This is a genomic window from Micromonospora sp. WMMC273 (assembly GCF_027460285.1).
GTDB classification, from domain to species: Bacteria; Actinomycetota; Actinomycetes; order Mycobacteriales; family Micromonosporaceae; genus Micromonospora; species Micromonospora aurantiaca.
In genome coordinates this window covers 5,106,865-5,128,726 of record NZ_JAPZBE010000001.1, presented here as the reverse complement: position 1 = coordinate 5,128,726, position 21,862 = coordinate 5,106,865, and the positions used below count along the sequence as shown (strand labels likewise).

Here is a 21,862-nt window from a genome sequence, read left to right as displayed (position 1 = left end):
TTGACACGGGCACGTATGCCGCGTCCGCACGAGGTAGCCGCCGCACGGCGCGATCCGCGACTGCTGCGGGCGCTGAGCGAACGACGCCAGGACGACGCGTGGCGCACCAGGGGCACCTGTCAGAACGTCGATCCGGAGACGTTCTTTCCGGCACCGAACGAACCGGCCGACGCGGCGGTGGCGCTCTGCCGCACCTGCGACGTCCAGGGCTCCTGCCTGGCCTGGGCGCTCGAGGTGGGCGACTGCCACGGCGTCTGGGGCGGCACCACGCCGCGTGAGCGGCGCGCCATGCTGGTGGCCTGGCGCAGCGAGGTGCAGCCGGATCCGGACGCACTCGACGACGCCGGTCCGCCGGTGCGCGACCGCCTGCTCACGCTGGTTCCGCTGAGCTGATCCCGACGTCGCCCGTGGCCCGCTCCGGCAGGCCGCGGGCGACGTCGGCGTTTCCGCGCCGGACCACCGGCGGGCGCGCCGGTCCGCGCAGAATGGGCCGGTGCGGCACGACGACGAGATCGACACCCCACGCGGATCCGCCCGGCTCCGCTTCGACACACCCGCCGACGCCACCACTGTGCTGGTGCTCGGGCACGGCGCCGGCGGCGACGTGGACGCGCCCGACCTGACCGCGGTGCGGGACGCGGTGCTCGCCGCCGGGGCCGGGGTGGCCCTTGTGACCCAGCCGTACCGGGTCGCCGGGCGACGCGCGCCCGCCCCCGCCGGGCACCTCGACGAGGCGTGGACGGCGGTGCTGGCCGACCTGCGCCGCCGTGCCCCGCTGGTGCGCCACTGGGTGGTCGGCGGCCGGTCCAGCGGCGCCCGGGTGGCCTGCCGTACCGCCGCCGCCGTCGGGGCGGCCGGCGTGGTGGCGCTGGCGTTCCCGCTGCACCCGCCGGGCCGGCCGGAGCGCTCCCGGGCCGGGGAACTGCTCACCGGGCTGCCCACGCTCGTCGTCAACGGCGACCGGGACCCGTTCGGCGTGCCCGAGCCCGGCCCCGGGATCGAGGTGGTGGTCCGGCCGGGGGAGCGCCACGACCTGCGCCGCGATCCGGCCGGTACGGCCGCCGTGGTGCGGGACTGGCTGCGCGTACACGGGTGGTCGTCCTGACCGGGCGGCGCGCGCCGTGACCGTCCGCCACGGCGGGTCGTTGCACCGGTTGGTGCCGGCCGCCCGGTTCGGGCGCGCCGGGGCCACCCTCCCAGGCCCTTCCTGGTCCCAGCGTCGGTCGCGGCCGAGGCCGGGACCAGGATCGGGTGGGACCGGAGGAATGCCACGCCCCACAACTCGCGTTACTTCCCTTGGACGACGACAGAGCCATCGCGAGGGGGGTGACCGGTGCCGATCGAGACACGGAGCCGGGAACGGGACGAACGGGACGAGCGCCAGCTCCGGCGGCTGCTCGACGCGCCGGAGTGGCCCGCGGCGGCGTCGGTCGTGAGCACCGGCACACAGTCCGGAAGTGAATCTGCCGGTAAGTGGGTACGCGTATCCTCGGCGGGAAAGCATCCGACGCGAGGGGATGTGCGGTTGACCACCGAGAAGACGGACGAGCGCAGGGCCCGCTTCGAGCGGGACGCGATGCCCTTCGTCGATCAGCTCTACGCTGCCGGGCTGCGGATGACCCGCAACCCGGCGGACGCGGAGGACCTGGTTCAGGAGACGTACCTGAAGGCGTACGCCGCCTTCCACCAGTTCGAGCAGGGCACGAACCTGAAGGCCTGGCTCTACCGGATCCTGACCAACACCTACATCAACACCTACCGCAAGCGGCAGCGCCAGCCCATCCAGGCGCCGACCGAGGAGATCACCGACTGGCAGCTCGCCGAAGCCGAGTCGCACACGTCCAGCGGCCTGCGCTCGGCCGAGACGGAGGCGCTCGACCGGCTGCCGGACAGCGACGTCAAGGAGGCCCTCCAGCAGTTGCCGGAGGAGTTCCGCCTGGCCGTCTACCTGACCGACGTCGAGGGCTTCTCCTACAAGGAGGTCGCCGACATCATGGGCACGCCGATCGGCACCGTGATGTCCCGTCTGCACCGTGGCCGACGTAATCTGCGGAAGCTGCTGGAGCAGTACGCGGCGGAGCGGGGTTTCAGCGCCGCCTCGTCGAAGAAGGGTTCGACCGCCGCCGCCGGCCGGGAGGTGTGACCGTGAGCTGTGGACAACCGCACGAGACGGACTGCCACGAGGTCCTCGCCGAGGTCTACCTCTACCTCGACCTGGAGTGCGCCGAGGAGCGCCGGGTGCTGATCCGGCACCACCTGGACGAGTGCGGGCCGTGCCTGCGCGAGTACGGCATCGAGCAGGAGGTCAAGGCGCTCGTCGCCCGGTGCTGCGGCAACGAGGCGGCCCCGGAGAAGCTGCGGGAGCGGCTGCGCCTGCGGCTGACCGAGCTGGTGGTCTTCGAGACCACCGAGTCCCGCGAACTGGCCGACTGACGGACGACGCGAGACGGCCCGGGTCCGATCACGGACCCGGGCCGTCGCGCTGTCCGGCGACTGCGCCGCCTGATCGGATGATCAGGAGTTGGGGCGCTTGCCGTGGTTGGCGCTGCTCTTCTTACGGGCCTTCTTCTTGCGGGCCTTCTTCGCCATGCTCTGCCTCCTTGTGCTGGTCACGGTTCCGTCCGCGGCGGAGCGCGGCGGAGGTCGCGGTGTGGCCCTCCGGGCTCGCCGGTGGCCGACCCGCACGATGCTAGTGCCGTCACCGCCCGCCGGGGCGCGGCGGGGCGGATCGCGGCCCGGTGGTGCGCGGCCCGGCGTGACCGGCGTCATGATTGGATACCGTTCGCAGGATTGTCGGGGAGCTGTCGGGGAGAGGGAGGGCCGCGAGATGGCCGAGGAGATCCGCGCCGAGATGGTGGCGAACGTCTGGAAGGTCGTCGTGGCGGCCGGCGACACGGTGTCCGAGGGCGACACCCTCGTCATCCTGGAGTCGATGAAGATGGAGATCCCGGTGGTCGCCGAGTCCGACGGCGTGGTGCAGAAGCTCGCCGTCAACGAGGGTGACGTGGTGCAGGACGGCGACCTGATCGCGGAGATCGGTTGACCGGCCTGCGGGTGCGCCGGGCCGAGCCGGCGGACTTCCCCGTCGTGGCGCGGCTGACCGTCGCCGCGTACGAGGCGGACGGCCAGCTCAAGGACGAGAGCGGGTACGCGCCGGTGCTCGCCGACGTGGCCGGCCGCGCCGAGACCGGCGAGGTGCTGGTGGCCGTCGACGACGCCACCGGCCAGGTGCTCGGCGCGGTGACGTTCGTGCTGCCCGGCACCCCGTACGCCGAACTGGCCGGCCCGGGCGAGGCCGAGTTCCGGATGCTCGCTGTGGATCCGGCGGCGCAGGGCCGGGGCGCGGGCGCCGCGCTCGCGGCGGCGTGCGTGGCGCGCGCCACGGAGCTGGGCTGCACCGCCGTGGTGATCTGTGTCCGCGCCGGGATGGCGGTGAGCGCACACCGCCTCTACGAGCGGCTCGGCTTCGTCAGGTACCCGGAGAAGGACTGGACGCCGCTGCCCGGCATCGACCTGCGCGGCCTGCGTCTGGACCTGACCGCGGCGGGCTGAACCGGCTCAGCCCTGGCCGGTCTCGCCGGTCTCGCCGATCTTGGCGAGCAGCTCGTCGGCCACCTGGAGCGCGATCCGCTTGCGCTCGTCGTCGGTGATGCCCGGCGCGCGTACCGCGAACCAGCTGCTGTGCACCGCGAACAGCGTGAGCGCGGCGCGGAGCTGGGCGGCGGGTGAGTCGTCGCCCCGGCACAGCTCGTGCGCCAGCCGCATCATCCGGTCCCGCATCTGCTGGCCGGCGACCAGGCTCTTGAGCACCGTCTGGTTCTGCTCGAAGAAGCGCATCACCTGGGGCAGGTCGCCGGCGAACATGCTGTCGGCGTACCGGCCGATCAGGGCGCGCCGGGTCGCCAGGGTGGGCGGCTGGTCGGCGGCCCAGGCGATCAGCTCGTCCATCCGGCGCAGCCGGTCGTCGACCAGGCTGGTGACGATCTCGTCCTTGCTCTTGAAGTGGTAGTAGAGCGCCGCCTTGGTCACGCCGAGCCGCTCGGCGATCTCCCGCAGCGACGTCTTCTCGTAGCCCTGTTCGGTGAAGAGTTCCAAGGCGACGGCCTGGATCCGCTCCCGCGTGCCACCTGTGGTCTCCCTCACCGGCCGACATCCTTCCAATCCGCTTGACGTGCGCCCGCCACCAGCTTACCGTCCGGCTGGTAAGCAAACTAGCCGGGCGGCAAGTAAGTCGATCATCCGATCTGCGGGGGAGCCTACCGATGAGTCAACCAGCCCAGGTGACCACGAGACCCAATGTCCGGGTCGTCCTGTTCGGTCTGATGATCGCGATGATGCTCGCGATGCTCGACAACATGATCGTCAGCACCGCGTTGCCGCGGATCGTCTTCGAGTTCGGCGGCGCCGACCACTTCACCTGGGTGGTCACCGCGTACGTGCTGGGCACCACCGTCTCGACCCCGATCTGGGGAAAGCTCGGCGACCTCTACGGCCGCAAGACGGTCTTCCTCACCGCTGTGGTGGTGTTCCTGGTCGGCTCCGCGCTCTGCGGCATGTCCGGCTCCGGCGTCTTCGGCGGCGCCGACACCGGCATGACCGAGCTGATCGCGTTCCGGGCCGTCCAGGGCCTCGGCGCGGGCGGCCTGATGGTCGGCGTCATGGCGATCATCGGTGACCTGGTCCCGCCCCGCGAGCGGGGCCGCTACCAGGGCATGATCGCCGGCATCATGGCCATCGCGATGGTCGCCGGCCCGCTGGTCGGCGGTTTCATCACCGACAACCTCTCCTGGCGCTGGGCGTTCTACGTCAACCTGCCGCTGGGCGGCGCAGCGCTGCTGGTCCTCGCCACCACCATGCACCTGCCGAAGTACCGCACCGAGCACAAGATCGACTGGTTGGGCGCGGCGCTGCTGTCCGTCGGCATCACCGCGATCGTGCTGGTGACCACGTGGGGCGGCAACGAGTACGACTGGATCTCGCCGCAGATCCTCGGCCTCGCCGTGCTGGCGGCGCTCGCCCTCGCCGCGTTCGCGGTGGTGGAGCGGCGCGTGCCGGAGCCGATCCTGCCGCTGAGTCTGTTCGCCAACCGCAACTTCGCGCTGATCTCGGTGATCGGGTTCCTGCTCGGCTTCGCCATGTTCGGCGCGATGAACTTCCTGCCGCTCTACCAGCAGACCGTGCAGGGGGCGTCGGCCACGAACAGCGGCCTGCTGCTGCTCCCGCTGATGTTCGGCATGCTCGTGGTGTCGCTCGTGGTCGGCCGGACCATCACCAAGACCGGCCGCTACCGCGCCTTCCCGATCGTCGGCGGCGTGGTGATGGTCGCCGGGATGGGGCTGCTCAGCCTGCTGGACGTGGACACCGGCAAGGCGCAGTCCTCCCTCTACATGGTCGTGCTCGGCGTCGGCATGGGCTTCCTCATGCAGACCTCGATGCTGATCGCGCAGAACAGCGTGGAACAGAAGGACCTCGGCGCGGCCAGCGGCGCGGCCACCTTCTTCCGGTCCATCGGCGGCTCGTTCGGCGTCTCCCTCTTCGGCGCGATCTTCGCCAACCGCCTGGCCGACTCGGCCGCCGGTGCCGCGTTCGCGGGCTCCGGCGGCGAGGGCGGCGCGATGGACCTGGAGGCGCTCAAGAAGCTCACCGGCCCGATGCGGGAGGCGGTGCTCGGCGGCCTCTCCGACGCCATCTCGCACGTCTTCTTCTGGGCCGTCGTCTTCACGGTGGCCGTACCGGTGCTCGCCTGGTTCATCAAGGAGGTGCCGCTGCGCGCGACGAACGACGTACCGCCGGCTGGCACCACCCCGGAGGACGAGGCCGAGGCCGCGCTCGGCAAGGCCCCCGTCGCCTGACCCACCGTCGCGGCCCCGCCACCCCACCCCAGGGGGACGCGGGGCCGCCGCGTACCCACTCCAGTGAGGCGCCCCGGTGCCCCGGTGCCCGGTGCTTCCGCCCCGCTGCCCGCCAGTTCGGGGAGGTGGCGGGGTCCGGGGCGAGTAGATCGCGCCACTTCCCCGAGCTGGCGGGGCACCCCGGTCCTGGGGGCCGGTGCGCGCTGGCCCTGGGCCCGTGGTCGGCGCGGGGCGGCCGCCAGTTCGGGGAGGTGGCTGGGTCGAAGGCGAGTTGATGGCGCCACTTCGGCGAGGTGGCGGCCTACGGGTGCCTGGTGCACCAAGGCCCGACCCCGGGAACCGGTGCGCGGGGCGGGGTGGGTCGTGCTTGCCGATCGCTGCCGCCAGGTCGGGGAAGTGGCTGGGGCGGGGGTGAGTTGATCGCGCCACTTCGGCGAAGTGGCGGCGCTCGGCTGGGTGGTGGGGGCCGGGGATCGGGCAGGAAATGGGCCCCGGCGCTCAGCCTCTGCGGAACAGGGCGGTGAGGCGTCGCCAGAGACGCCGCAGCGGACCTCCCTCGGCGTCGGCGATCAGCCGCCCGGCGGTGGCGCGTGCCGCCGGGTCGAGGGCCGGGGTGGCCCGCGCCAGGTACGCCAGCGACACCGCCACCGGGGTACGCCGGATCGGCCCGGCGGCCACCTCGACGATCCGCCCGGCCACCAGCGCGGCCACGTCGGCGCGCGTGTCCGGGTGCACCCAGGCGGCGGTGACCAGGGCGAACAGTGCCGCCTCGGCGGCCGGTCCGGGATCGCCGGCGGCCAGTTCCCCCAGCACCCGACGCCGGGTCGACAGCTCCCACGGCTCGTCGGTGCGGTGGTGCAGCAGGCCGAGGCAGGCCCAGACCTGCGCGCAGCGTGTCCACAGTGCCGGATCCTGCCCGCCGAGCACCCGGCCCAGCGCTGTGGGCGGCGCCTCCGGCGGGTGTGCCAGCAGAGCGAGCAGGTCGGCGAGGTCCAGTGTGGCCAGCCCGACCGCGGCGTCGTACGCGGCCGGCGGATGCGCCCACGCCGGGTGCGCGAGCTGCTGGAGCCGCCGTACCGCCGCCGCCGAGGGAGCGGGACCGTCGGGGGGCGGGGTGTCGTCACCCGCCGGGGTCACCTGCCCGAGCCAGGGGCGCCCCCGGCAGCACTCGGCGAGGTCACCGTGCTCGTGCGTGTCGTCCGGGTGGTCGCGGACGAAGTCGGCGAGCGCCACCAGGTGGTCCACGTCGCCGTCGCGCAGGTAGCGCAGCCGGTGCGCGGTGTGCACCGCGCAGTCGAACGCGGGGTCCTTCGCCAGTGCCCGGTCGATCCAGCCCAGTGCCGCGTCGAGGCGGCCGTTGTCGGCCAGCGTGCCGGCGATGTCCGCGTAGACGGCGAGGTCGTCGGGGTCGAGCGCGACAGCGCGCTCCAGTGCGGCGAGCGCCTCGGCGGTCCGGCCGGCGCTGCGGTACGCGTACCCGAGCCACACCTCGCCGAGTTTGGTGGGCTGTGCGCGTACCCCCCGGGTGGCCCAGGTGACGGCGAGGGTGACCTCGCCGAGGCGCCGGGCCAGCGCGGACGCCGCGCCCAGCAGCAGCGGATGGGCCGGATGGACGGTGATCGCGTTGCGGGCCAGCGTGAGGTACGGCGCGAGCGGCTCGCGCAGCCGGCGCGGCGCCGGGTCCGGCGCCGCCGCGCAGACCTGCATGAGGATCCGGGCGGTGCGCTCGGGGTCGAGGCGTTCCGGCAGGTCGGCGGCGGTCACCCAGGGCACGGCGGCCCAGGGCGCGGTGGGCGCGTAACCGGTGGCGGCGGCCAGCAGGTCGAGCCCTTCGGCGGGGCGGCCGGCGGCGGCGAGCAGGTGCGCGCGGGCCACCACGGCGCCGACGAACGCCTGCTGACCGAGCGGGAAGAGGTCCAGGTCGCCGCCGCTGGCCGCGTTCAGCCGGGCGAGCGTCTCGTGCGCCTCGGGCAGCGTGGGGGAGCGGACCAGCGCGGCGGCCACGTGGTCGGCGGCGTGCCGCAGGTCCCCCTCGCCCAGCGCCAGCCGGGCCAGTGCGAGTTCCTCCTCCGCGGAGAGCGCGGCGTCGTCCTCGGGCACGTCGTCCTCTCGCCGGTCGGGTCGGTCGTCAGCCGGGCAAGCCTAGGGGATCTTCCGTCAATTAGTGATCCACTGCGCACTCCTGCTCGTTGCGTTGATTGAGGCTGCTCAAACGTGCAAGACTGAGCATCGAACGCGCGGGAAACGCGCAGAAGGAGGTTCTGGAGTGACGCGAGCAGGGGCCGGAATGGCCGCCGACATCGACGAGCAGCCGGCCGGTTACGAGCGTCTGCTCTCCACCGAGCACGCGGCGGCCATCGCCGAGGTGGCGGCCGTCGTCGCGCAACGGCGCCCCCGGCACGTCGTCTTCACCGCCCGGGGCACCTCCGACCACGCCGCGCTCTACGCGGCCTACCTGACCGAGATCCGCCTCGGCCTGCCCGCCGGGCTGGCCTCCCCGAGCGCGATCACCGTCTTCGGCGCCCGGCCCGACCTCTCCGACGCGCTCGTCGTCGGCGTCAGCCAGAGCGGCGGCTCGCCCGACCTGGCCGAGGTGCTGCGGGTGGCCCGTGCCTCCGGCGCGCTCACCCTCGCGGTCACCAACAACCCCGGCTCGCCGCTGGTGGAGACCGCCGAGCTGAGCGTGGACATCGCCGCCGGCCACGAACGCGCGGTCGCCGCCACCAAGACCTACACCGCCGAGCTGCTCGCGCTGCTCATGCTCATCGAGGGCGTACGCGCCGGCGACGGCGTGCTGCCCGCCGAGGAGCACGCCGCCCTGAGCCGCCTGCCCGAGCTGGCCGCGCAGACGCTCGCCGACGACACCCCGGCCCGGCTCGCCCCGCGCTACCGGTTCGCCGCCCAGCTCGTCACCACCGGCCGGGGGTACGCGTACCCGACCGCCCGGGAGGCGGCGCTGAAGCTGATGGAGACCTCGTACCTCCCGGCGCTCGCCTTCTCCGGTGCCGACCTGCTGCACGGCCCGCTCGCCATGACCGACCCGGACGTCCCGGTGCTCGCCGTGGTCGGCTCCGGTCCCGGCGGCACGTCGATGCGTGAGGTGCTGCCCCGCCTCGGCGAACGTCGCGCCGACGTGGTCGTGGTCGGCTCCGCCGAGGTCGGCGAGACCCGGATGGCGGTGCCCGAGGTCGACGAGCGGTACGCGCCGCTGCTCGACATCCTGCCGCTGCAACGGCTCGCGCTGGCCCTGGCCCTGGCCCGGGGTGAGGACCCGGACGCGCCGCGCGGCTTGAAGAAGGTCACGGCGACGATGTGAGGTCCGGCGTGGCACGCTGTGTGGCGTGTCCACCCTCCGTGACCTCGCCGAGGAGCACACCGCGCTCCGCCCGGCCGACATCGACCACCTGCACCGGATCGCCGGCGACTGGCAGCTGCTGTCCGACCTGTCCTTCGCCGACCTGCTGCTCTGGGTGCCGGTGGACGGTGACGGCACGTTCCTCTGCGTGGCCCAGGTCCGTCCCACCACCGCACCGACCGCCTACCTGGACGACCAGGTCGGGCGCATCGTAGGCGGGGCCGAGGTGGCCCACCTGGAGGTGGCCCACCGGCAGGGACGGATCTGGCGCGAGGGCGACCCGGTCTGGTACGGCGACGTCCCGGCCCGCCACGAGGCGATCCCGGTCCGGCTGCGCACCGGCGACGGTGAAGCCGGCGAGGTGATCGCCGTGGTGGGCCGGGACACCAACCTGTCCACCGCGCGCACCCCGAGCCAGCTCGAACTGAACTACCTGACCACCGCCGACGACCTCGCCCAGATGATCGCCGACGGCACGTTCCCGCCGCCCCGGCACCCCGGCGAGACCACGTCGGCACCCCGGGTCGGCGACGGCCTGGTGCGGCTCGACGCCAACGGCAAGGTCACCTACGCCAGCCCGAACGCGCAGTCCGCGTACCGCCGCCTCGGCTACGCCTCCCACCTCGTCGGCGAGGATCTGGCCAAGCTGCACCGGCGGCTCGCCGGCGACCCCCTCGAAGGCACCGACGCGGGCAACGCCGTGCTCGCCGCGCTGCGCGGCGAGGCGCCACCACGCCGGGAGATCGACGCCCGCGGCGCCACCATGCTCACCCGGGCGCTGCCGCTGATGCCCGCCGGAGTGCCGATCGGCGCGCTGGTGCTGGTCCGCGACATCACCGAGGTACGCCGCCGCGACCGCGCCCTGATCACCAAGGACGCCACCATCCGGGAGATCCACCACCGGGTGAAGAACAACCTCCAGACCGTCGCCGCGCTGCTGCGCCTCCAGGCCCGGCGGGTCGCCATGCCCGAGGCGCGGGTGGCGCTCGAAGAATCGGTACGCCGGGTCGCCTCGATCGCGCTCGTCCACGAGACGCTCTCCCTGTCCAGCGACGAGGCGGTCGAGTTCGACGGCATCGTGGACCGGGTCGCCAGCGCCGCCACCGAGGTCGCCGCCACCGAGGTGAGCGTGGGCATGCGCCGCCGCGGCACGTTCGGCATCCTGCCCGCCGAGATCGCCACCTCGCTGGTGATGGTGCTCAACGAACTGCTGCTCAACGCCGTGGAACACGGCTTCCCGCCGGCCGACGAGGAGACCGCTGCCCCTTCTCCGGTGGAGGGGGCGGTTTCCGCGTCCCGGCCCGAGGTGGTGGTGACCGCGCACCGGGCCCGCAAGCAGTTGCACGTCACAGTCACCGACAACGGCCGGGGACTGCCCGAGCAGTTCGATGCCGAACGCGGTGGCAACCTGGGCCTCCAGATCGTCCGGGCGCTGGTCACCGGCGAGCTGCGCGGCACCATCGACCTGCGCAACGGCGCCGAGGGCGGCACCGAGGCGGCCATCGTCGTACCGCTGGCCCGCGGCACCACCGACCGCCTCACCGGACGAGCAGGGCCACCGTGATCCCCGGGCGCGGCCACACCCGCCGCACCGTGTAGCCCGCGCGCAGCGCGTCGCCCTTCGATCCCGGCACCGCCGCCAGTGGGTCGGCGCGGCGGCCGGTGACCACCAGCCACACCCGGTCCACCCCGGCCAGGCACCGCGCCGGGTCGTCGCACTCCACGGCCCAGAGGCTCGCGTCCTCACGCTGGTCGCGGACCACGAGCACGTCGCGCGGCAGCCTCGGCCCCAGGTGGTACGCCATGCCGAGATCCGGGAACAGCCACCCGTCCCGGGGCGAGTAGACGATCGCGTCGCCGGGCTGCTGCTCGGTGCCGATGATCCCGGCCGCGCCCGCATAGTCGACCGGTGCGCTGCGCGGCCACTCGTGGGTACGGCGCAGGGCCGCCTGATCGGGCAGCCCGAGCAGCCCGGCCAGGACCACCACCGCGATTCCCGCCGCGACCCGTCCGCGCGGCGACGTCGGTTCTTGCTCTGCTTCCGCGGGCGCGGCAGTGCGGCCTGCTGCGGCGGGTGTCGCCGTGCGCTCTGGTCCGGCGGACGTTGCTGTTCCCGGCGCTCGGGCCGGTGCGGGAGTGACCCGCGCGGCAGCCAGCGCGGCGCCGGCAAGTACGCAGGCGAACGGCACGGTGAAGACGAGGTAGCGGGTCACCCACAGCGGCACCGTCGTTCCGGCGGCGAAGACCAGCAGCACCGGCAGCATTACGGCGGCGACCGGCAGCAGCGCCCGGCGACCCAGCCGGGCCGCACCGAGCGCCGCGAGCGCGAGCACGAACCCGCCGACGACGCCGCTCTGCGCCAGCGCGCCCGGTAGTGCCGCCAGGTCGGGCAGCCGCGCCGGGTCCACCCAGTCGAGCTGTCGACCGCGCTGCCCCCGGGCGACCAGCGCCAGCGGGGTGACGAGCACGACGACCGGCACCAGCGCCAGCAGCCACCCGACCAGCACCCGTCGGCCGGGCGCCGACGCCTCCCGAGCCTCGCCGGTCACGTCTTGCGGTTCCGCTTCCGGCGCGTCCGTGCCGTGCTCCCTGCTCCCGGGATGCGGTGACACCCGTGGCGTTCCACCGGCATTCGATCTCGTGGCTGGGTGGAACGCCGTGGGTGTCTGCGGGGCATCGTGACACCCGTGGCGTTCCACCGGCGCTCGATCTCGTGGCCGGGTGGAACGCCGTGGGTGTCTGCCGCGTGGCCGGCTCGCGTCGGGCATCTCGGCTCGGGACTGGCCGGGCGGATCGACGACCGCTGCGGGGCCATGTGCGGCGGTCAGCAGCACCACCACGGCGTGCGCCGCGAGCAGGGTGAGCGCGATCAGGTGAAGCAGGCCGAGTGCGGCGACCGCTGCGGCGTACCCCGCCCAGCGCCACCGCCCCGGCCGGCGCAACGCCTCGACCAGCAGCAGCGTGGCCAGCACGGCGAGCAGCGTCGCGAGGGCGTACGGGCGGGCCTCCTGGCCGTACCGCGAGGTGACCGGCAGGACCGCGAACAGCAGTCCGGCCAGCAGCCCGGCGCGACGGCCGACGAGCATCGCGCCGAGGCGGGCGGTGAGCGCGGCAGCCACTGCCATCGCGAGCGCGGAGGGCAGTCGCAGCGCCGTCGGCGACGTACCGGCCAGCGCCGTCCAGCCGTGCATGAGGAGGTAGTAAGGGCCGGTGGCGGCGTCGATCGTGCGGGTCATCCGGGCCAGGTCGGGGAGCGGGCGGGAGGCGGCGCTCCAGGTGGCCAGCTCGTCCCGCCACGGCTGGGCGTGCCCGATGCCCGCCAGCGTCACCACGAGCGTGAGCAGTCCGGGCACCACCCACACCACCGGACCCGGCCGGCCGTGGACGGACGCGGGCGCGAACCTCCTCACCCCCGCAGCCTCACACGCTCAGCCCTTCCCGCCCGCCCGCTCCACCGATTCCCACCCACCCGGCCCACCCCGCCCTCGCCCCGGGCGCACCCCTGCCCCGTCGATCATGAAGTTGGCGGCACTCACCGTCCCTTTTGTCCCCGCCAACTTCATGATCAACAGTGTGGTGGGCGGGGCGGGAGGGCGAGGCAGGGGCAGGGGCAGGGGTCGATGTGGGGGTGGTGGGCCCGTGATGTGGGATCACAGTGCGGAGCTGTGGTCGTGCGGGGCGTGGTGTGGCAGCATGAGGCACATGACCGCCGCTGTCGTCCGCCGCTTCGTGGCTCGTCGCCACGTCGATTACGGCCGCGTGCGCAGCGCGATCTGTCCGGCCCACTGACGACGCCCGACCTTTCCGTCTCGGGCGCGTACTCGCGCCGGCCGTCATCGACATCGCCGTCCACGGCCCTCTTCAGGGCCGGCCGCCGCGTCCGCGCTCCAGGCACCGCAGCAGACCATGGAGGACGCCGCGATGGCGGTCAGCAGCACCCCGACCCGTCCCGACACCCCGGCGCCTGCCGCCCGTGCGCCCCGCCGTCCACGCGGCGAGGGGCAGTGGGCGCTCGGACACCGTGAGCCGCTCAACCCCAACGAGCGGATCAAGAAGGACGACGACCCGCTGAACGTGCGGGACCGGATCGAGAACATCTATGCCCACCGCGGTTTCGCCTCGATCGACCCGCAGGACCTGCGTGGCCGGTTCCGCTGGTGGGGCCTCTACACCCAGCGCAAGGCCGGCATCGACGGCGGGCGTACCGCAGTGCTGGAGCCGCACGAGCTGGAGGACGAGTTCTTCATGCTCCGGGTCCGGGTGGACGGCGGCCAGCTCAACCTGGCCCAGCTCCGCGTGATCGCGGACATCTCCCGGGAGTTCGCCCGGGACACCGCCGACATCACCGACCGGCAGAACATCCAGTACCACTGGATCCGGGTGGAGGACATGCCGGAGATCTGGCGCCGGCTGGAGGCGGTCGGCCTGCAGACCACCGAGGCGTGCGGCGACTGCCCCCGGATCGTGCTCGGCAGCCCGGTCGCCGGAGTGGCCCGCGACGAGGTGCTCGACCCGACCCCGGCGATCGACGAGATCGTCCGCCGGTACGTCGGCGACAAGGCGTTCTCCAACCTGCCCCGCAAGTTCAAGACATCGATCTCCTGGCTGGTCGACACCCCGTACGAGGCGAACGACATCTCGTTCCTCGGCGTGGAGCACCCGGAGCACGGGCCCGGCTTCGACGTCTGGGTGGGTGGCGGGCTGTCCACCAACCCGATGCTGGCCAAGCGGCTCGGCGTCTGGGTGCCACTGAACGAGGTGCCGGACGTGTGGGCCGGTGTGGTCGGCATCTTCCGCGACTACGGCTACCGTCGGCTGCGCAACCGGGCGAGGCTGAAGTTCCTGGTCGCCGACTGGGGCGTGGAGCGCTTCCGGGAGGTGCTGGAGAAGGAGTACCTGGGCCGCACGCTGCTCGACGGTCCGGCCGCGGACCTGCCGGCGAAGCCGGTCGACCACATCGGTGTGCACCGGCAGAGTGACGGCGCGAACTACGTGGGTGCGGCCCCGGTGGTGGGCCGGGTCTCCGGCACCCAGTTGGCGCAGCTCGCCGACGTGGTCGAGGCGCACGGCAGCGACCGGGTGCGGCTCACCCCGTACCAGAAGCTGCTCGTGCTGGACGTGGCGCCGGAGCGAACCGAGGAGCTGGTCACGGCGCTGCGCGGGATCGGGCTGGAGGCCCGGCCGTCGGCCTGGCGGCGCGGCACGATGGCCTGCACCGGCATCGAGTTCTGCAAGCTCGCGATCGTCGAGACCAAGCGGCGCGGCGAGGAGCTGGTCGCGCGTCTGGAGGAGCGGCTGCGCGACTTCGACGCGGACATCTCCATCCACCTCAACGGGTGCCCGAACGCCTGCGCCCGCACCCAGGTCGCCGACATCGGGCTCAAGGGCCAGCTCGTGGTGGGTCCGGACGGCCGGCAGGTCGAGGGCTTCCAGGTGCACCTCGGCGGCGGCCTGGGCATGGCGCAGGGGCAGACCGCCGGCTTCGGCCGCAAGCTGCGCGGTCTGAAGACCACCGCCGAGGAACTTCCGGAGTACGTGGAACGGCTCGCCCGCCGCTACCTGGCCGGCCGGACCGAGGGTGAGACGTTCGCCAACTGGGTGATCAGAGCCGACGAGGAGGAGCTCCGATGAGCGACGCCAGATCTGCGCCTCTCTACTGCCCGTACTGCGGGGAGGAGGACCTGCGGCCGCACGAGGCCGGGCACGGCGCCTGGGAGTGCCACGCCTGCGCGCGGGTCTTCGCGGTGAAGTTCACCGGCCTGCTGGGCCGGGCGGTGACCCGGTGAGCGGCCTGGTCTCCGCCGCCGGCCTCGGGCTGATCGGCGCGGCCGAGCCGGCCCGCCGCGACCCGGAGGAGCTACGGGCGCTGGCCGAGGAGGCCGGCCGGGAGCTGGCCGACGCGCCGGCGATCGAGATCGCCCGGTGGGCGGTGGAGACGTTCGGCGAGCGGTTCTGCGTGACCAGCTCGATGGCCGACGGCGTGCTGGCGCACCTGGTCTCCCGGGTCGCGCCCGGCGTCGACGTGGTGTTCCTGGACACCGGGCTGCACTTCCCGGAGACGCTGAGGGTCCGCGACGAGGTGGCCCGGCGGATGCCGGTGCGGGTGCGGTCGATCCGGCCACGGATGACCGTGGGGCAGCAGGACGGCCAGTACGGTCCGCGCCTGTTCAACAGGTCCCCGGACGACTGCTGCCAGCTGCGCAAGGTGGAGCCGCTGGAGCGGGCGCTGTCCGGGTACGACGCCTGGGCCGCCGGGCTGCGCCGGGACGAGTCGCCGACCCGGGCGAACACGCCGGTGGTGGGCTTCGACGCGCGGCGCGGCAAGGTCAAGGTGAACCCGATCGCGGCGTGGACGCAGCGGGAGGTGGACGCCTATGTGGCCCGGTACGACATCCCGGTCAACGAGTTGTTCGCCCGCGGCTACGGCTCGATCGGCTGCTGGCCGTGCACCCGGCGGACGAAGGCGGGGGAGGACCCCCGGTCCGGCCGCTGGGCGATGTTCGAGAAGACCGAGTGCGGCCTGCACACCTGAGCGCCGGGCCACCGGTGGTGCTGGTGGCCCACGGCAGCCGTGACCCGCGTGCGGCGGAGGCGACCCGGGCGCTGGCCCGGGCCGTGGCGGACACCTGCCCCGGGCGTCCGGTGCTGCCGAGCTGGCTCGACCACACCGATCCCGGGCCGGCCGAGGTACTGCGCGGGCTGGCCGACGCCGGTCATTCCCGGGCGGTCCTGGTTCCGCTACTGCTGACCGCCGCGTACCACCGGAAGGTGGACATCCCGGCGGCGGTCGCGGCGGCGGGCGCGGACATCGAGGTACGGGTGACCGACGTGCTGGGGCCGACCGGCGGCGGGGTGGACGGCGGGCTGCTGGACGGGCTGCGCCGCCGTCTGGCGGAGGCGACCGGTGACGGGCCGGACGGGCTGGACGCGGTGGTGCTGGCGGCGGCCGGTACCCGGGATCCGGCGGCGCGGGCCTCGGTGGGCCGGGTCGCCGCGGCGTTCGGCGCCGGCCTCGGAGTGCCCTGCCGCGTCTCGTACGCCTCGGCGGCGCCCCCGGAGGTCGGCGGCGCGGTGACGCGACTGCGCGCGGCGGGTGCCCGCCGGGTCGCGGTGGCCGCCTACTTCCTGGCCCCGGGCCGGTTCCACGACGGGGTACGCGCGTCGGCCCGGTCGGCGGGCGCGGTCGCCGTGGCGGATCCCCTGACCGACCTGCCGGAGTTGGCCGACCTGGTCCGGCGGCGGGTGGCGGCGGTGGCGGGCTGACCCGGTCCGGGACAGCAGAACGCCCCGGCCGGAATCCCGGCCGGGGCGATCAGCGTGTACGGGTCAGGCGGAGTGAGCGCGCAGCACCCGGAGGCCGCCGCGGCGCTTCACCGCGCGACGCTCCTCTTCGCTCATCCCACCCCAGACGCCGGCGTCCTGACCGGACTCCAGCGCCCACTGCAGGCACTGGTCGGTCACGGGGCAGCGCCGGCAGACGGCCTTCGCCTGCTCCACCTGAAGGAGGGCCGGGCCGGACGTCCCGATCGGGAAGAACAGCTCCGGGTCCTCGTCGCGGCAGACCGAATCGTGGCGCCAGTCCATGGCGGCAACACTCCTCATTCTTAGTGGGTGGCCAGATAACGCTTCGTTGCTATTTCTATTTGCGTCCGCATTGCCGAATGGTGACGGTCAGCATCCATCAATTCGGCGCAGCGTGAGCAGGCTGTGGGGTGCCCGGACCTGCTGGAACAGCTCAACCGAACGAGCATATCCAGGCAATGTCCCGGCAACACGAGTTCGCTTGTGAATACTTTCACGAACTACAGCGATGTCAAGGGTGACGCTCGGAAAAACTCCGAACAGTGAGCGGGCTCACCACCCATTTGTCCGGGTTTGCCAGAGCCCTGGTTACCCGGCGTGCCACAGTCGATAATCAATGTAGTACGGTCTGCGTGACGTTGCTGACATTTCCGGCACCCTTCCTCGGCGTGGCGGCCACCGCGCCCGCGCGGCGGGGGGTCCGCGTCAACCGACTGGGATACCCGAGACCTAGCAGATTACTCTCAGTGCGGCCGGTACGGATGTGAATCGGACTTTCTCCCGCTCGCCGAGGTAGTCCCCGTCCAGCTGGAACGGCAACGGGCGCTCCGAGACCAGCGTGAACTCGGCCACGTCGTGCAGCCGCAGCACCTGCTTGCCGTGCGGATCCGGTCGCTTCGAGAAGAACTGCGCCGCCGTACGGGCGGTGCTGGCGACCCGCAGCCGCCGCAACGCGAGCACGTCGAGCCCGAGATCGAACGACGCCTCCGGGTTGGGGTTGATCTCGCGATCGCCCAGGTACGTCCACGGCGCGGTGTTCTGGATGATCGCGGTCGCCAGCTCCGCCTCGGGCGCCTCACCCGGGCGCTCCAGCGTGATCGACGGGTGGCGGCGGTCCGAGCCGACGAAGTACTGACTCGCTGTGGAACGGAAGTAGAGCGCCGGGGTGGAGACGCGCCCCTTCTTGCGGGCCTGCTCGACCCGGCGGATCACCGCCGCGTCCAGCCCGAAGCCGGCGCAGAACGTGAAGTAGCGGTCGTCCGCACGGCCCAGCCCGATCGTGCGGGACCGGCCCAGTCGCAGCCCCTCCAGGATCATGCTGGTGCCGTCCGGCCACTCCCGGGGCAACCCGAGCGCGCGGGCGAACACGTTCGTCGAACCGCCCGGCACGGTGGCCAGCGCGGGCAGCCGCTCGGCCGAGGTCTGTCCGGTACGGAACGTCGGCGGCTCCGCCGCCATCAGGCCGTTCACCACCTCGTTGACGGTGCCGTCACCGCCGAGCGTGACGACCAGGTCCACGCCCTCCTGGGCGGCCTCCCGGGCCAGGTCCGTGGCGTGGCCCCGTCGGCGGGTGTAGCGCACCGACAGGTCGACTTCACTGCGCAACGCCCGGACCAGCACGTCCCGGCTGCGCTCGCTGGTGGTGGTGGCCTTCGGATTGACCACCAGGACGGCCCGCATGGGCGGCACTGTACCGCGACTACCCACCGGTATCGTGGCGCCCGTGACGATCGACTCCGACCCGCTCCCCGGCACGCTGCGCGCCGCGGTGCTCCTGCTACGTGCCCAGGCGGTGGCGCTGGGGCTGATCGCGGTGTGGCTCATCTGGTCCGACCTCACCGCCGACACGACGGATCTGACCTCGGCACTGCTGGTGACCGTCTTCGCCGTCGGCGGCGCGGTGGCGCTCTGGGCGCTCGGCGGCGCGCTGTCCCGCCGCCGGGCCGGTGCCCGCGCGCCGGCCATCGTGCTTCAGCTCATGCTGCTGCCGGTCGGCTGGTTCATGGTCGAGGGCGGCATGGGCTGGCTCGGAGTGCCGCTGATCGCGCTCGGGATCGGCATGGTCGGGCTGCTGGTGAGCGGGCCGACCAACCGCGCGCTGGGTTTCGGCGAGCCGGCCGGCTGAGAGCCCGCCGGGCCTGGGCGCCGCCCGGCCTGAGTGTCGCCGGCCGCTGGTTGGTCAGAAGCCGCCGGCGCGGCGGGTCAGCAGCGAGATGGTGGCCCGGCCGCCGGACGCGTGGGCGTTCGCCCCGGTGGTCAGCGCGGTCAGCACCTTCCAGGCGAACGACGACTCGGACGGCAGCGTGGCGCCCCGGACCGTGGGCACCGTCACCTCGACGGTGAGGGCGTCGTCGGTGACCGCGAACCGGCACTCCAGCTCGGCGTCGCGGGTGGCGATGGCGAGCAGCATGGCGCACGCCTCGTCGACGGCGATGCGCAGATCCTCGATCTCGTCGAGGGCGAACTGGAGCCGGGCCGCGAGGCCGGCCGTGGCGGTGCGGAGCACGCCGAGGTAACCGCCGTCGGCGGGCACGGTGAGGTGGACGACGTCGTCATCGGTCGTCGGGTGCCCGGTCAGTTGAGTCACGGCTCCTCCCCCCGGTGCGGGACTCTACCCGGTCAGCGGGCGGGGCGCGTGGGCGCGGCCTTCGCGTGCGTGGCGAGCTCGTGCAACGCCGGCCCGGCCAGGCGGTACGGCGTCCACTCGTCCATCGGCGTGGCGCCGATCGCGGCGTAGAAGCGGGCCGCCGGGTTCCAGTGGATCATCCACCACTCCAGGCGCTGGTATCCGCGCTCGACGCAGATCGCGGCGAGCGTGGCGAGCAGCATCCGGCCCGCGCCGGTGCCCCGGGCGGCCGGGCGGACGTAGAGGTCCTCCAGGTAGATGCCGTGCACGCCGGCCCAGGTGGAGAAGTTGAGGAACCAGAGCGCGAAGCCGACCGGCTGGTCCGACGCGTCGACGGCGACGTGGCCGTACAGCGCCGGGGACGGGCCGAACAGGGCCGCGTCGAGCTGTGCCGTGGTGAGGTGGCACTGCTCGGGCGCGCGCTCGTACTCGGCGAGTTCGTGCACCATGGCGACGACGGCCGGTACGTCCTCGGGACGTACCGGCCGGATCGTCGGAGTGCCGTCGGGCGACGTCACGCCTGCTTGGTCTCCCAGAAGATCTTCGAGATCTCGTCGATCTTCGCCAGCAGCTCGTCGGCCTTGGCCGGGTCGGTGCCGCCCTTGGCGCCGGCCGCGCCGGCCAGCTTGGTGGCCTCGTTGAACAGCTGGTGCAGGTGCGGGTACTTCTCGAAGTGCGGCGCCTTGAAGTAGTCGGTCCAGAGCACCCACAGGTGGTGCTTGACCAGCTCGGCCCGCTGCTCCTTGATCAGGATGGCGCGGGTGCGGAACTCCGGGTCGGTGTTGGCCTGGTACTTCTCGCAGATCATTTTGACCGACTCGGCCTCGATCCGGGCCTGGGCCGGGTCGTATACGCCGCAGGGCAGGTCGCAGTGAGCGCTGGCCGTCACCCGGGGCGTGAGGATGCGGGGAAGGCGCATCAGGGTCCTCCATGGGTTGTTTGCGATGATCCAAGACGACATTACTCCTGGAGACGCCCTCGGGGGCTGGGAGGTGACATGGCGCCCACCGGTGAACCTCCGGCCCTGCGCGGCCCGCTGGTGCCGGTGCTGGTGACCGGCCCGTCCATGGCCCCGACGCTGCGTCACGGCGACGCGGTGCTGGTCCGCACGAAAGGCCGGCCGGTACGCCCCGGCGACGTGGTCGTCGCGGTGTTCCGCAGCCGTCCCGATCTGCTCGTCGTCAAGCGGGCGGTGGAACCGCGCGACGGCGGATGGTGGTTGCGCGGCGACAACGAGTTCGTCACCGACGACTCCCGCGCGTACGGGGTGGCCGACGTCCGGGGCCGGGTGGTGGCCCGCTGGTGGCCGCGTCCGGGACGGGTCAGGAGCAGGTAACGACCGGAGCGGATATGACCCCGCTCACATACTGGGTGCCGAAGCGTGACTATGCTCGAAAAGTGCCCGGGTGACCCCCGCACCGCCGCGCCGCCGGTCGCTGACCACCGCTGACCACGCCGGCCGGTCCGTCTGCTCGACAGATCCTGGAGTCACCATGTCTTCGTCCACCCCGGACCCCGCCGATCCCGTCTTCCGCCTGCACGTCGGCGGCAAGATGGCAGTCGCCTCCACCGTGCCGCTGACCAGCCGCGAGGACCTCTCCCTCGCGTACACCCCGGGTGTCGCCCGGGTGTGTGAGGCGATCGCCGCCGACCCCGCGCTCGCCGACACCTACACCTGGGTGTCGCACACCGTCGCCGTGGTCACCGACGGTTCCGCCGTACTCGGTCTGGGCAACATCGGCCCGCGCGCCGCGCTGCCCGTGATGGAGGGCAAGGCGGTGCTGTTCAAGCAGTTCGCCGGCGTGGACGCGGTGCCGGTCTGCCTGGACACCCAGGACGTGGACGAGATCGTCGCGACGGTCAAGGCGCTCGCGCCCTCGTTCGGCGGGATCAACCTGGAGGACATCAGCGCCCCGCGCTGCTTCGAGGTGGAGCGCCGGCTCGACGAGGCGCTGGACATCCCGGTCTTCCACGACGACCAGCACGGCACCGCGATCGTGGTGCTCGCCGCGCTGCGCAACGCCGCGACGCTGCTCAACCGCAAGCTCGGCGACCTGCGGGTGGCGGTCAGCGGCGCGGGCGCGGCCGGGGTGGCGGTCACCAAGATGCTGATCGCCGGCGGCGTCGACCCGGACCGGGTGGTGGTGTGCGACTCGCGCGGCATCATCGGCCGGCACCGCGAGCTGACGGGCACCAAGGCCGAGCTGGCCGAGATCACCAACGCCGAGGGCCGGCAGGGCGACATCACCGAGGCGCTGCGCGACGCGGACGTGCTCGTGGGCGTCTCGGGCGGCCAGATCCCGGAGGCGGCGGTGGCCGGCATGGCCCCCGGCGGCATCGTGTTCGCGCTCGCCAACCCCACCCCGGAGGTGCACCCCGAGGTGGCCGCCCGGCACGTCGCGGTGGTCGCCACCGGGCGCAGCGACTACCCGAACCAGATCAACAACGTGCTCGCGTTCCCGGGTGTGTTCCGGGGCGCGCTGGACGCCGGGGCCACCCGGATCACCGACTCGATGAAGGTGGCCGCCGCCGACGCCATCGCCGGGGTGGTGGCCGAGTCGCTGACCGCCGACGCGATCGTGCCCTCGCCGCTGGACCCGCGCGTCGCACCGGCCGTGGCCGAGGCGGTCGCCGAGGCCGCCCGCCGCGACGGCGTCGCCCGCCGCTGAGATGTAGGGAAGGGGCCCTTCCTGACGCCTCCGGTAGAGGAAGGGCCCCTTCTTAACT

25 protein-coding genes are annotated in these 21,862 nt (G+C 73.2%); 16 read left to right on the top strand and 9 right to left on the bottom strand.

Features of this window, described 5'->3' with window-relative positions:
* The 4 genes from O7611_RS23710 (at nt 1) to rsrA (ending at nt 2,433) form a co-directional block, all read left to right on the top strand.
* Nucleotides 1-393: a WhiB family transcriptional regulator gene (locus O7611_RS23710; RefSeq protein WP_013288375.1), complete on the top strand. Its 393-nt coding sequence runs from the start codon at nt 1-3 to the stop codon at nt 391-393.
* 100 nt (nt 394-493) lie between these two features.
* A complete protein-coding gene (locus O7611_RS23705; protein ID WP_194800494.1) occupies nt 494-1,105 on the top strand; it encodes an alpha/beta hydrolase family protein in 612 nt (203 codons plus the stop codon).
* Between the two features lie 228 nt (nt 1,106-1,333).
* Nucleotides 1,334-2,143, top strand: coding sequence for a sigma-70 family RNA polymerase sigma factor (locus tag O7611_RS23700; RefSeq protein ID WP_194800495.1), 810 nt, complete (start codon nt 1,334-1,336; stop codon nt 2,141-2,143).
* A gap of 2 nt (nt 2,144-2,145) precedes the next feature.
* Entirely contained in the window at nt 2,146-2,433 is a 288-nt protein-coding gene (rsrA, locus tag O7611_RS23695; RefSeq protein WP_135241896.1) for a mycothiol system anti-sigma-R factor, read from the top strand.
* A gap of 81 nt (nt 2,434-2,514) precedes the next feature.
* Here rsrA and O7611_RS32020 read toward each other — a convergent pair whose 3' ends face one another.
* A complete protein-coding gene (locus O7611_RS32020) occupies nt 2,515-2,589 on the bottom strand; it encodes a 50S ribosomal protein bL37 (protein WP_369752275.1) in 75 nt (24 codons plus the stop codon).
* A 238-nt stretch (nt 2,590-2,827) separates the two neighbouring features.
* On the opposite strand from O7611_RS32020, the gene O7611_RS23690 reads away from it, so the two are divergent.
* The gene (locus O7611_RS23690; protein WP_135241895.1) at nt 2,828-3,043 is read left to right on the top strand and encodes a biotin/lipoyl-binding carrier protein; all 216 of its coding nucleotides are present in this window, start codon (nt 2,828-2,830) and stop codon (nt 3,041-3,043) included.
* Nucleotides 3,040-3,552 (top strand): GNAT family N-acetyltransferase, encoded by a 513-nt coding sequence (locus O7611_RS23685; RefSeq protein WP_194800496.1) that lies wholly within the window; start codon nt 3,040-3,042, stop codon nt 3,550-3,552. Before O7611_RS23690 ends, O7611_RS23685 begins: the two co-directional genes overlap by 4 nt.
* Before the next feature lie 6 nt (nt 3,553-3,558).
* On the opposite strand, the gene O7611_RS23680 is transcribed toward O7611_RS23685, so the two are convergent.
* On the bottom strand, nt 3,559-4,143 hold the full coding sequence (locus O7611_RS23680; protein ID WP_194800497.1) for a TetR/AcrR family transcriptional regulator: 585 nt from the start codon (nt 4,141-4,143) through the stop codon (nt 3,559-3,561).
* A gap of 119 nt (nt 4,144-4,262) precedes the next feature.
* Between O7611_RS23680 and O7611_RS23675 the strand changes: the two genes are divergently transcribed.
* On the top strand, nt 4,263-5,852 hold the full coding sequence (locus tag O7611_RS23675) for an MDR family MFS transporter (protein WP_194800498.1): 1,590 nt from the start codon (nt 4,263-4,265) through the stop codon (nt 5,850-5,852).
* Between the two features lie 498 nt (nt 5,853-6,350).
* Here the strand turns inward: O7611_RS23675 and O7611_RS23670 are convergent, their stop codons facing one another.
* Nucleotides 6,351-7,952 carry a tetratricopeptide repeat protein gene (locus tag O7611_RS23670; protein WP_269697611.1) on the bottom strand — a complete coding sequence of 534 codons (1,602 nt, stop codon included), beginning with the start codon at nt 7,950-7,952 and terminating at the stop codon, nt 6,351-6,353.
* Nucleotides 7,953-8,139: 187 nt separating this feature from the next.
* Here O7611_RS23670 and O7611_RS23665 point away from each other — a divergent pair, with 187 nt between their 5' ends.
* Together O7611_RS23665 and O7611_RS23660 are read left to right on the top strand one after the other, a co-directional pair.
* Nucleotides 8,140-9,168 carry an SIS domain-containing protein gene (locus tag O7611_RS23665; protein ID WP_194800719.1) on the top strand — a complete coding sequence of 343 codons (1,029 nt, stop codon included), beginning with the start codon at nt 8,140-8,142 and terminating at the stop codon, nt 9,166-9,168.
* A 25-nt stretch (nt 9,169-9,193) separates the two neighbouring features.
* Entirely contained in the window at nt 9,194-10,771 is a 1,578-nt protein-coding gene (locus tag O7611_RS23660; RefSeq protein ID WP_269697610.1) for a PAS domain-containing sensor histidine kinase, read from the top strand.
* On the opposite strand, the gene O7611_RS23655 is transcribed toward O7611_RS23660, so the two are convergent.
* Nucleotides 10,746-12,617, bottom strand: a complete 1,872-nt coding sequence (locus tag O7611_RS23655) for a glycosyltransferase family 39 protein (protein WP_269697609.1) — start codon at nt 12,615-12,617, stop codon at nt 10,746-10,748. The two genes, O7611_RS23660 and O7611_RS23655, sit on opposite strands and share 26 nt — an antisense overlap.
* A gap of 511 nt (nt 12,618-13,128) precedes the next feature.
* Here O7611_RS23655 and O7611_RS23650 point away from each other — a divergent pair.
* Genes O7611_RS23650 through O7611_RS23635 form a run of 4 tightly spaced genes read left to right on the top strand, consistent with a single transcriptional unit; the run spans nt 13,129 to nt 16,470 of the window.
* Nucleotides 13,129-14,838 (top strand): nitrite/sulfite reductase, encoded by a 1,710-nt coding sequence (locus O7611_RS23650; protein WP_269697608.1) that lies wholly within the window; start codon nt 13,129-13,131, stop codon nt 14,836-14,838.
* Entirely contained in the window at nt 14,835-14,993 is a 159-nt protein-coding gene (locus O7611_RS23645) for a hypothetical protein (protein WP_194800502.1), read from the top strand. The genes O7611_RS23650 and O7611_RS23645 overlap by 4 nt, the downstream gene beginning before the upstream one ends.
* Nucleotides 14,990-15,739 (top strand): phosphoadenylyl-sulfate reductase, encoded by a 750-nt coding sequence (locus O7611_RS23640; protein WP_194800503.1) that lies wholly within the window; start codon nt 14,990-14,992, stop codon nt 15,737-15,739. The genes O7611_RS23645 and O7611_RS23640 overlap by 4 nt, the downstream gene beginning before the upstream one ends.
* Nucleotides 15,721-16,470: a sirohydrochlorin chelatase gene (locus O7611_RS23635; RefSeq protein ID WP_194800504.1), complete on the top strand. Its 750-nt coding sequence runs from the start codon at nt 15,721-15,723 to the stop codon at nt 16,468-16,470. Before O7611_RS23640 ends, O7611_RS23635 begins: the two co-directional genes overlap by 19 nt.
* A gap of 63 nt (nt 16,471-16,533) precedes the next feature.
* On the opposite strand, the gene O7611_RS23630 is transcribed toward O7611_RS23635, so the two are convergent.
* Together O7611_RS23630 and O7611_RS23625 are read right to left on the bottom strand one after the other, a co-directional pair.
* On the bottom strand, nt 16,534-16,791 hold the full coding sequence (locus O7611_RS23630; RefSeq protein WP_013288358.1) for a WhiB family transcriptional regulator: 258 nt from the start codon (nt 16,789-16,791) through the stop codon (nt 16,534-16,536).
* 447 nt (nt 16,792-17,238) lie between these two features.
* A complete protein-coding gene (locus O7611_RS23625) occupies nt 17,239-18,189 on the bottom strand; it encodes a diacylglycerol/lipid kinase family protein (protein WP_194800505.1) in 951 nt (316 codons plus the stop codon).
* 43 nt (nt 18,190-18,232) lie between these two features.
* Here O7611_RS23625 and O7611_RS23620 point away from each other — a divergent pair, with 43 nt between their 5' ends.
* Nucleotides 18,233-18,634, top strand: coding sequence for a hypothetical protein (locus tag O7611_RS23620; protein WP_269697607.1), 402 nt, complete (start codon nt 18,233-18,235; stop codon nt 18,632-18,634).
* A 54-nt stretch (nt 18,635-18,688) separates the two neighbouring features.
* Here O7611_RS23620 and O7611_RS23615 read toward each other — a convergent pair whose 3' ends face one another.
* The 3 genes from O7611_RS23615 to sodN are packed head-to-tail and all read right to left on the bottom strand — an operon-like array spanning nt 18,689 to nt 20,054.
* A complete protein-coding gene (locus tag O7611_RS23615; RefSeq protein ID WP_013288355.1) occupies nt 18,689-19,096 on the bottom strand; it encodes an ATP-binding protein in 408 nt (135 codons plus the stop codon).
* 32 nt (nt 19,097-19,128) lie between these two features.
* Complete coding sequence (locus O7611_RS23610; RefSeq protein ID WP_194800507.1) at nt 19,129-19,653, bottom strand: GNAT family N-acetyltransferase; 525 nt, start codon at nt 19,651-19,653, stop codon at nt 19,129-19,131.
* On the bottom strand, nt 19,650-20,054 hold the full coding sequence (sodN, locus tag O7611_RS23605) for a superoxide dismutase, Ni (RefSeq protein ID WP_013288353.1): 405 nt from the start codon (nt 20,052-20,054) through the stop codon (nt 19,650-19,652). Before sodN ends, O7611_RS23610 begins: the two co-directional genes overlap by 4 nt.
* 78 nt (nt 20,055-20,132) lie before the next feature.
* Here sodN and O7611_RS23600 point away from each other — a divergent pair, with 78 nt between their 5' ends.
* The gene (locus tag O7611_RS23600; protein ID WP_194800508.1) at nt 20,133-20,471 is read left to right on the top strand and encodes a S24 family peptidase; all 339 of its coding nucleotides are present in this window, start codon (nt 20,133-20,135) and stop codon (nt 20,469-20,471) included.
* A 157-nt stretch (nt 20,472-20,628) separates the two neighbouring features.
* Complete coding sequence (locus O7611_RS23595) at nt 20,629-21,804, top strand: NAD(P)-dependent malic enzyme (protein WP_120573292.1); 1,176 nt, start codon at nt 20,629-20,631, stop codon at nt 21,802-21,804.
* The last annotated feature ends 58 nt before the right edge of the window (nt 21,805-21,862 follow it).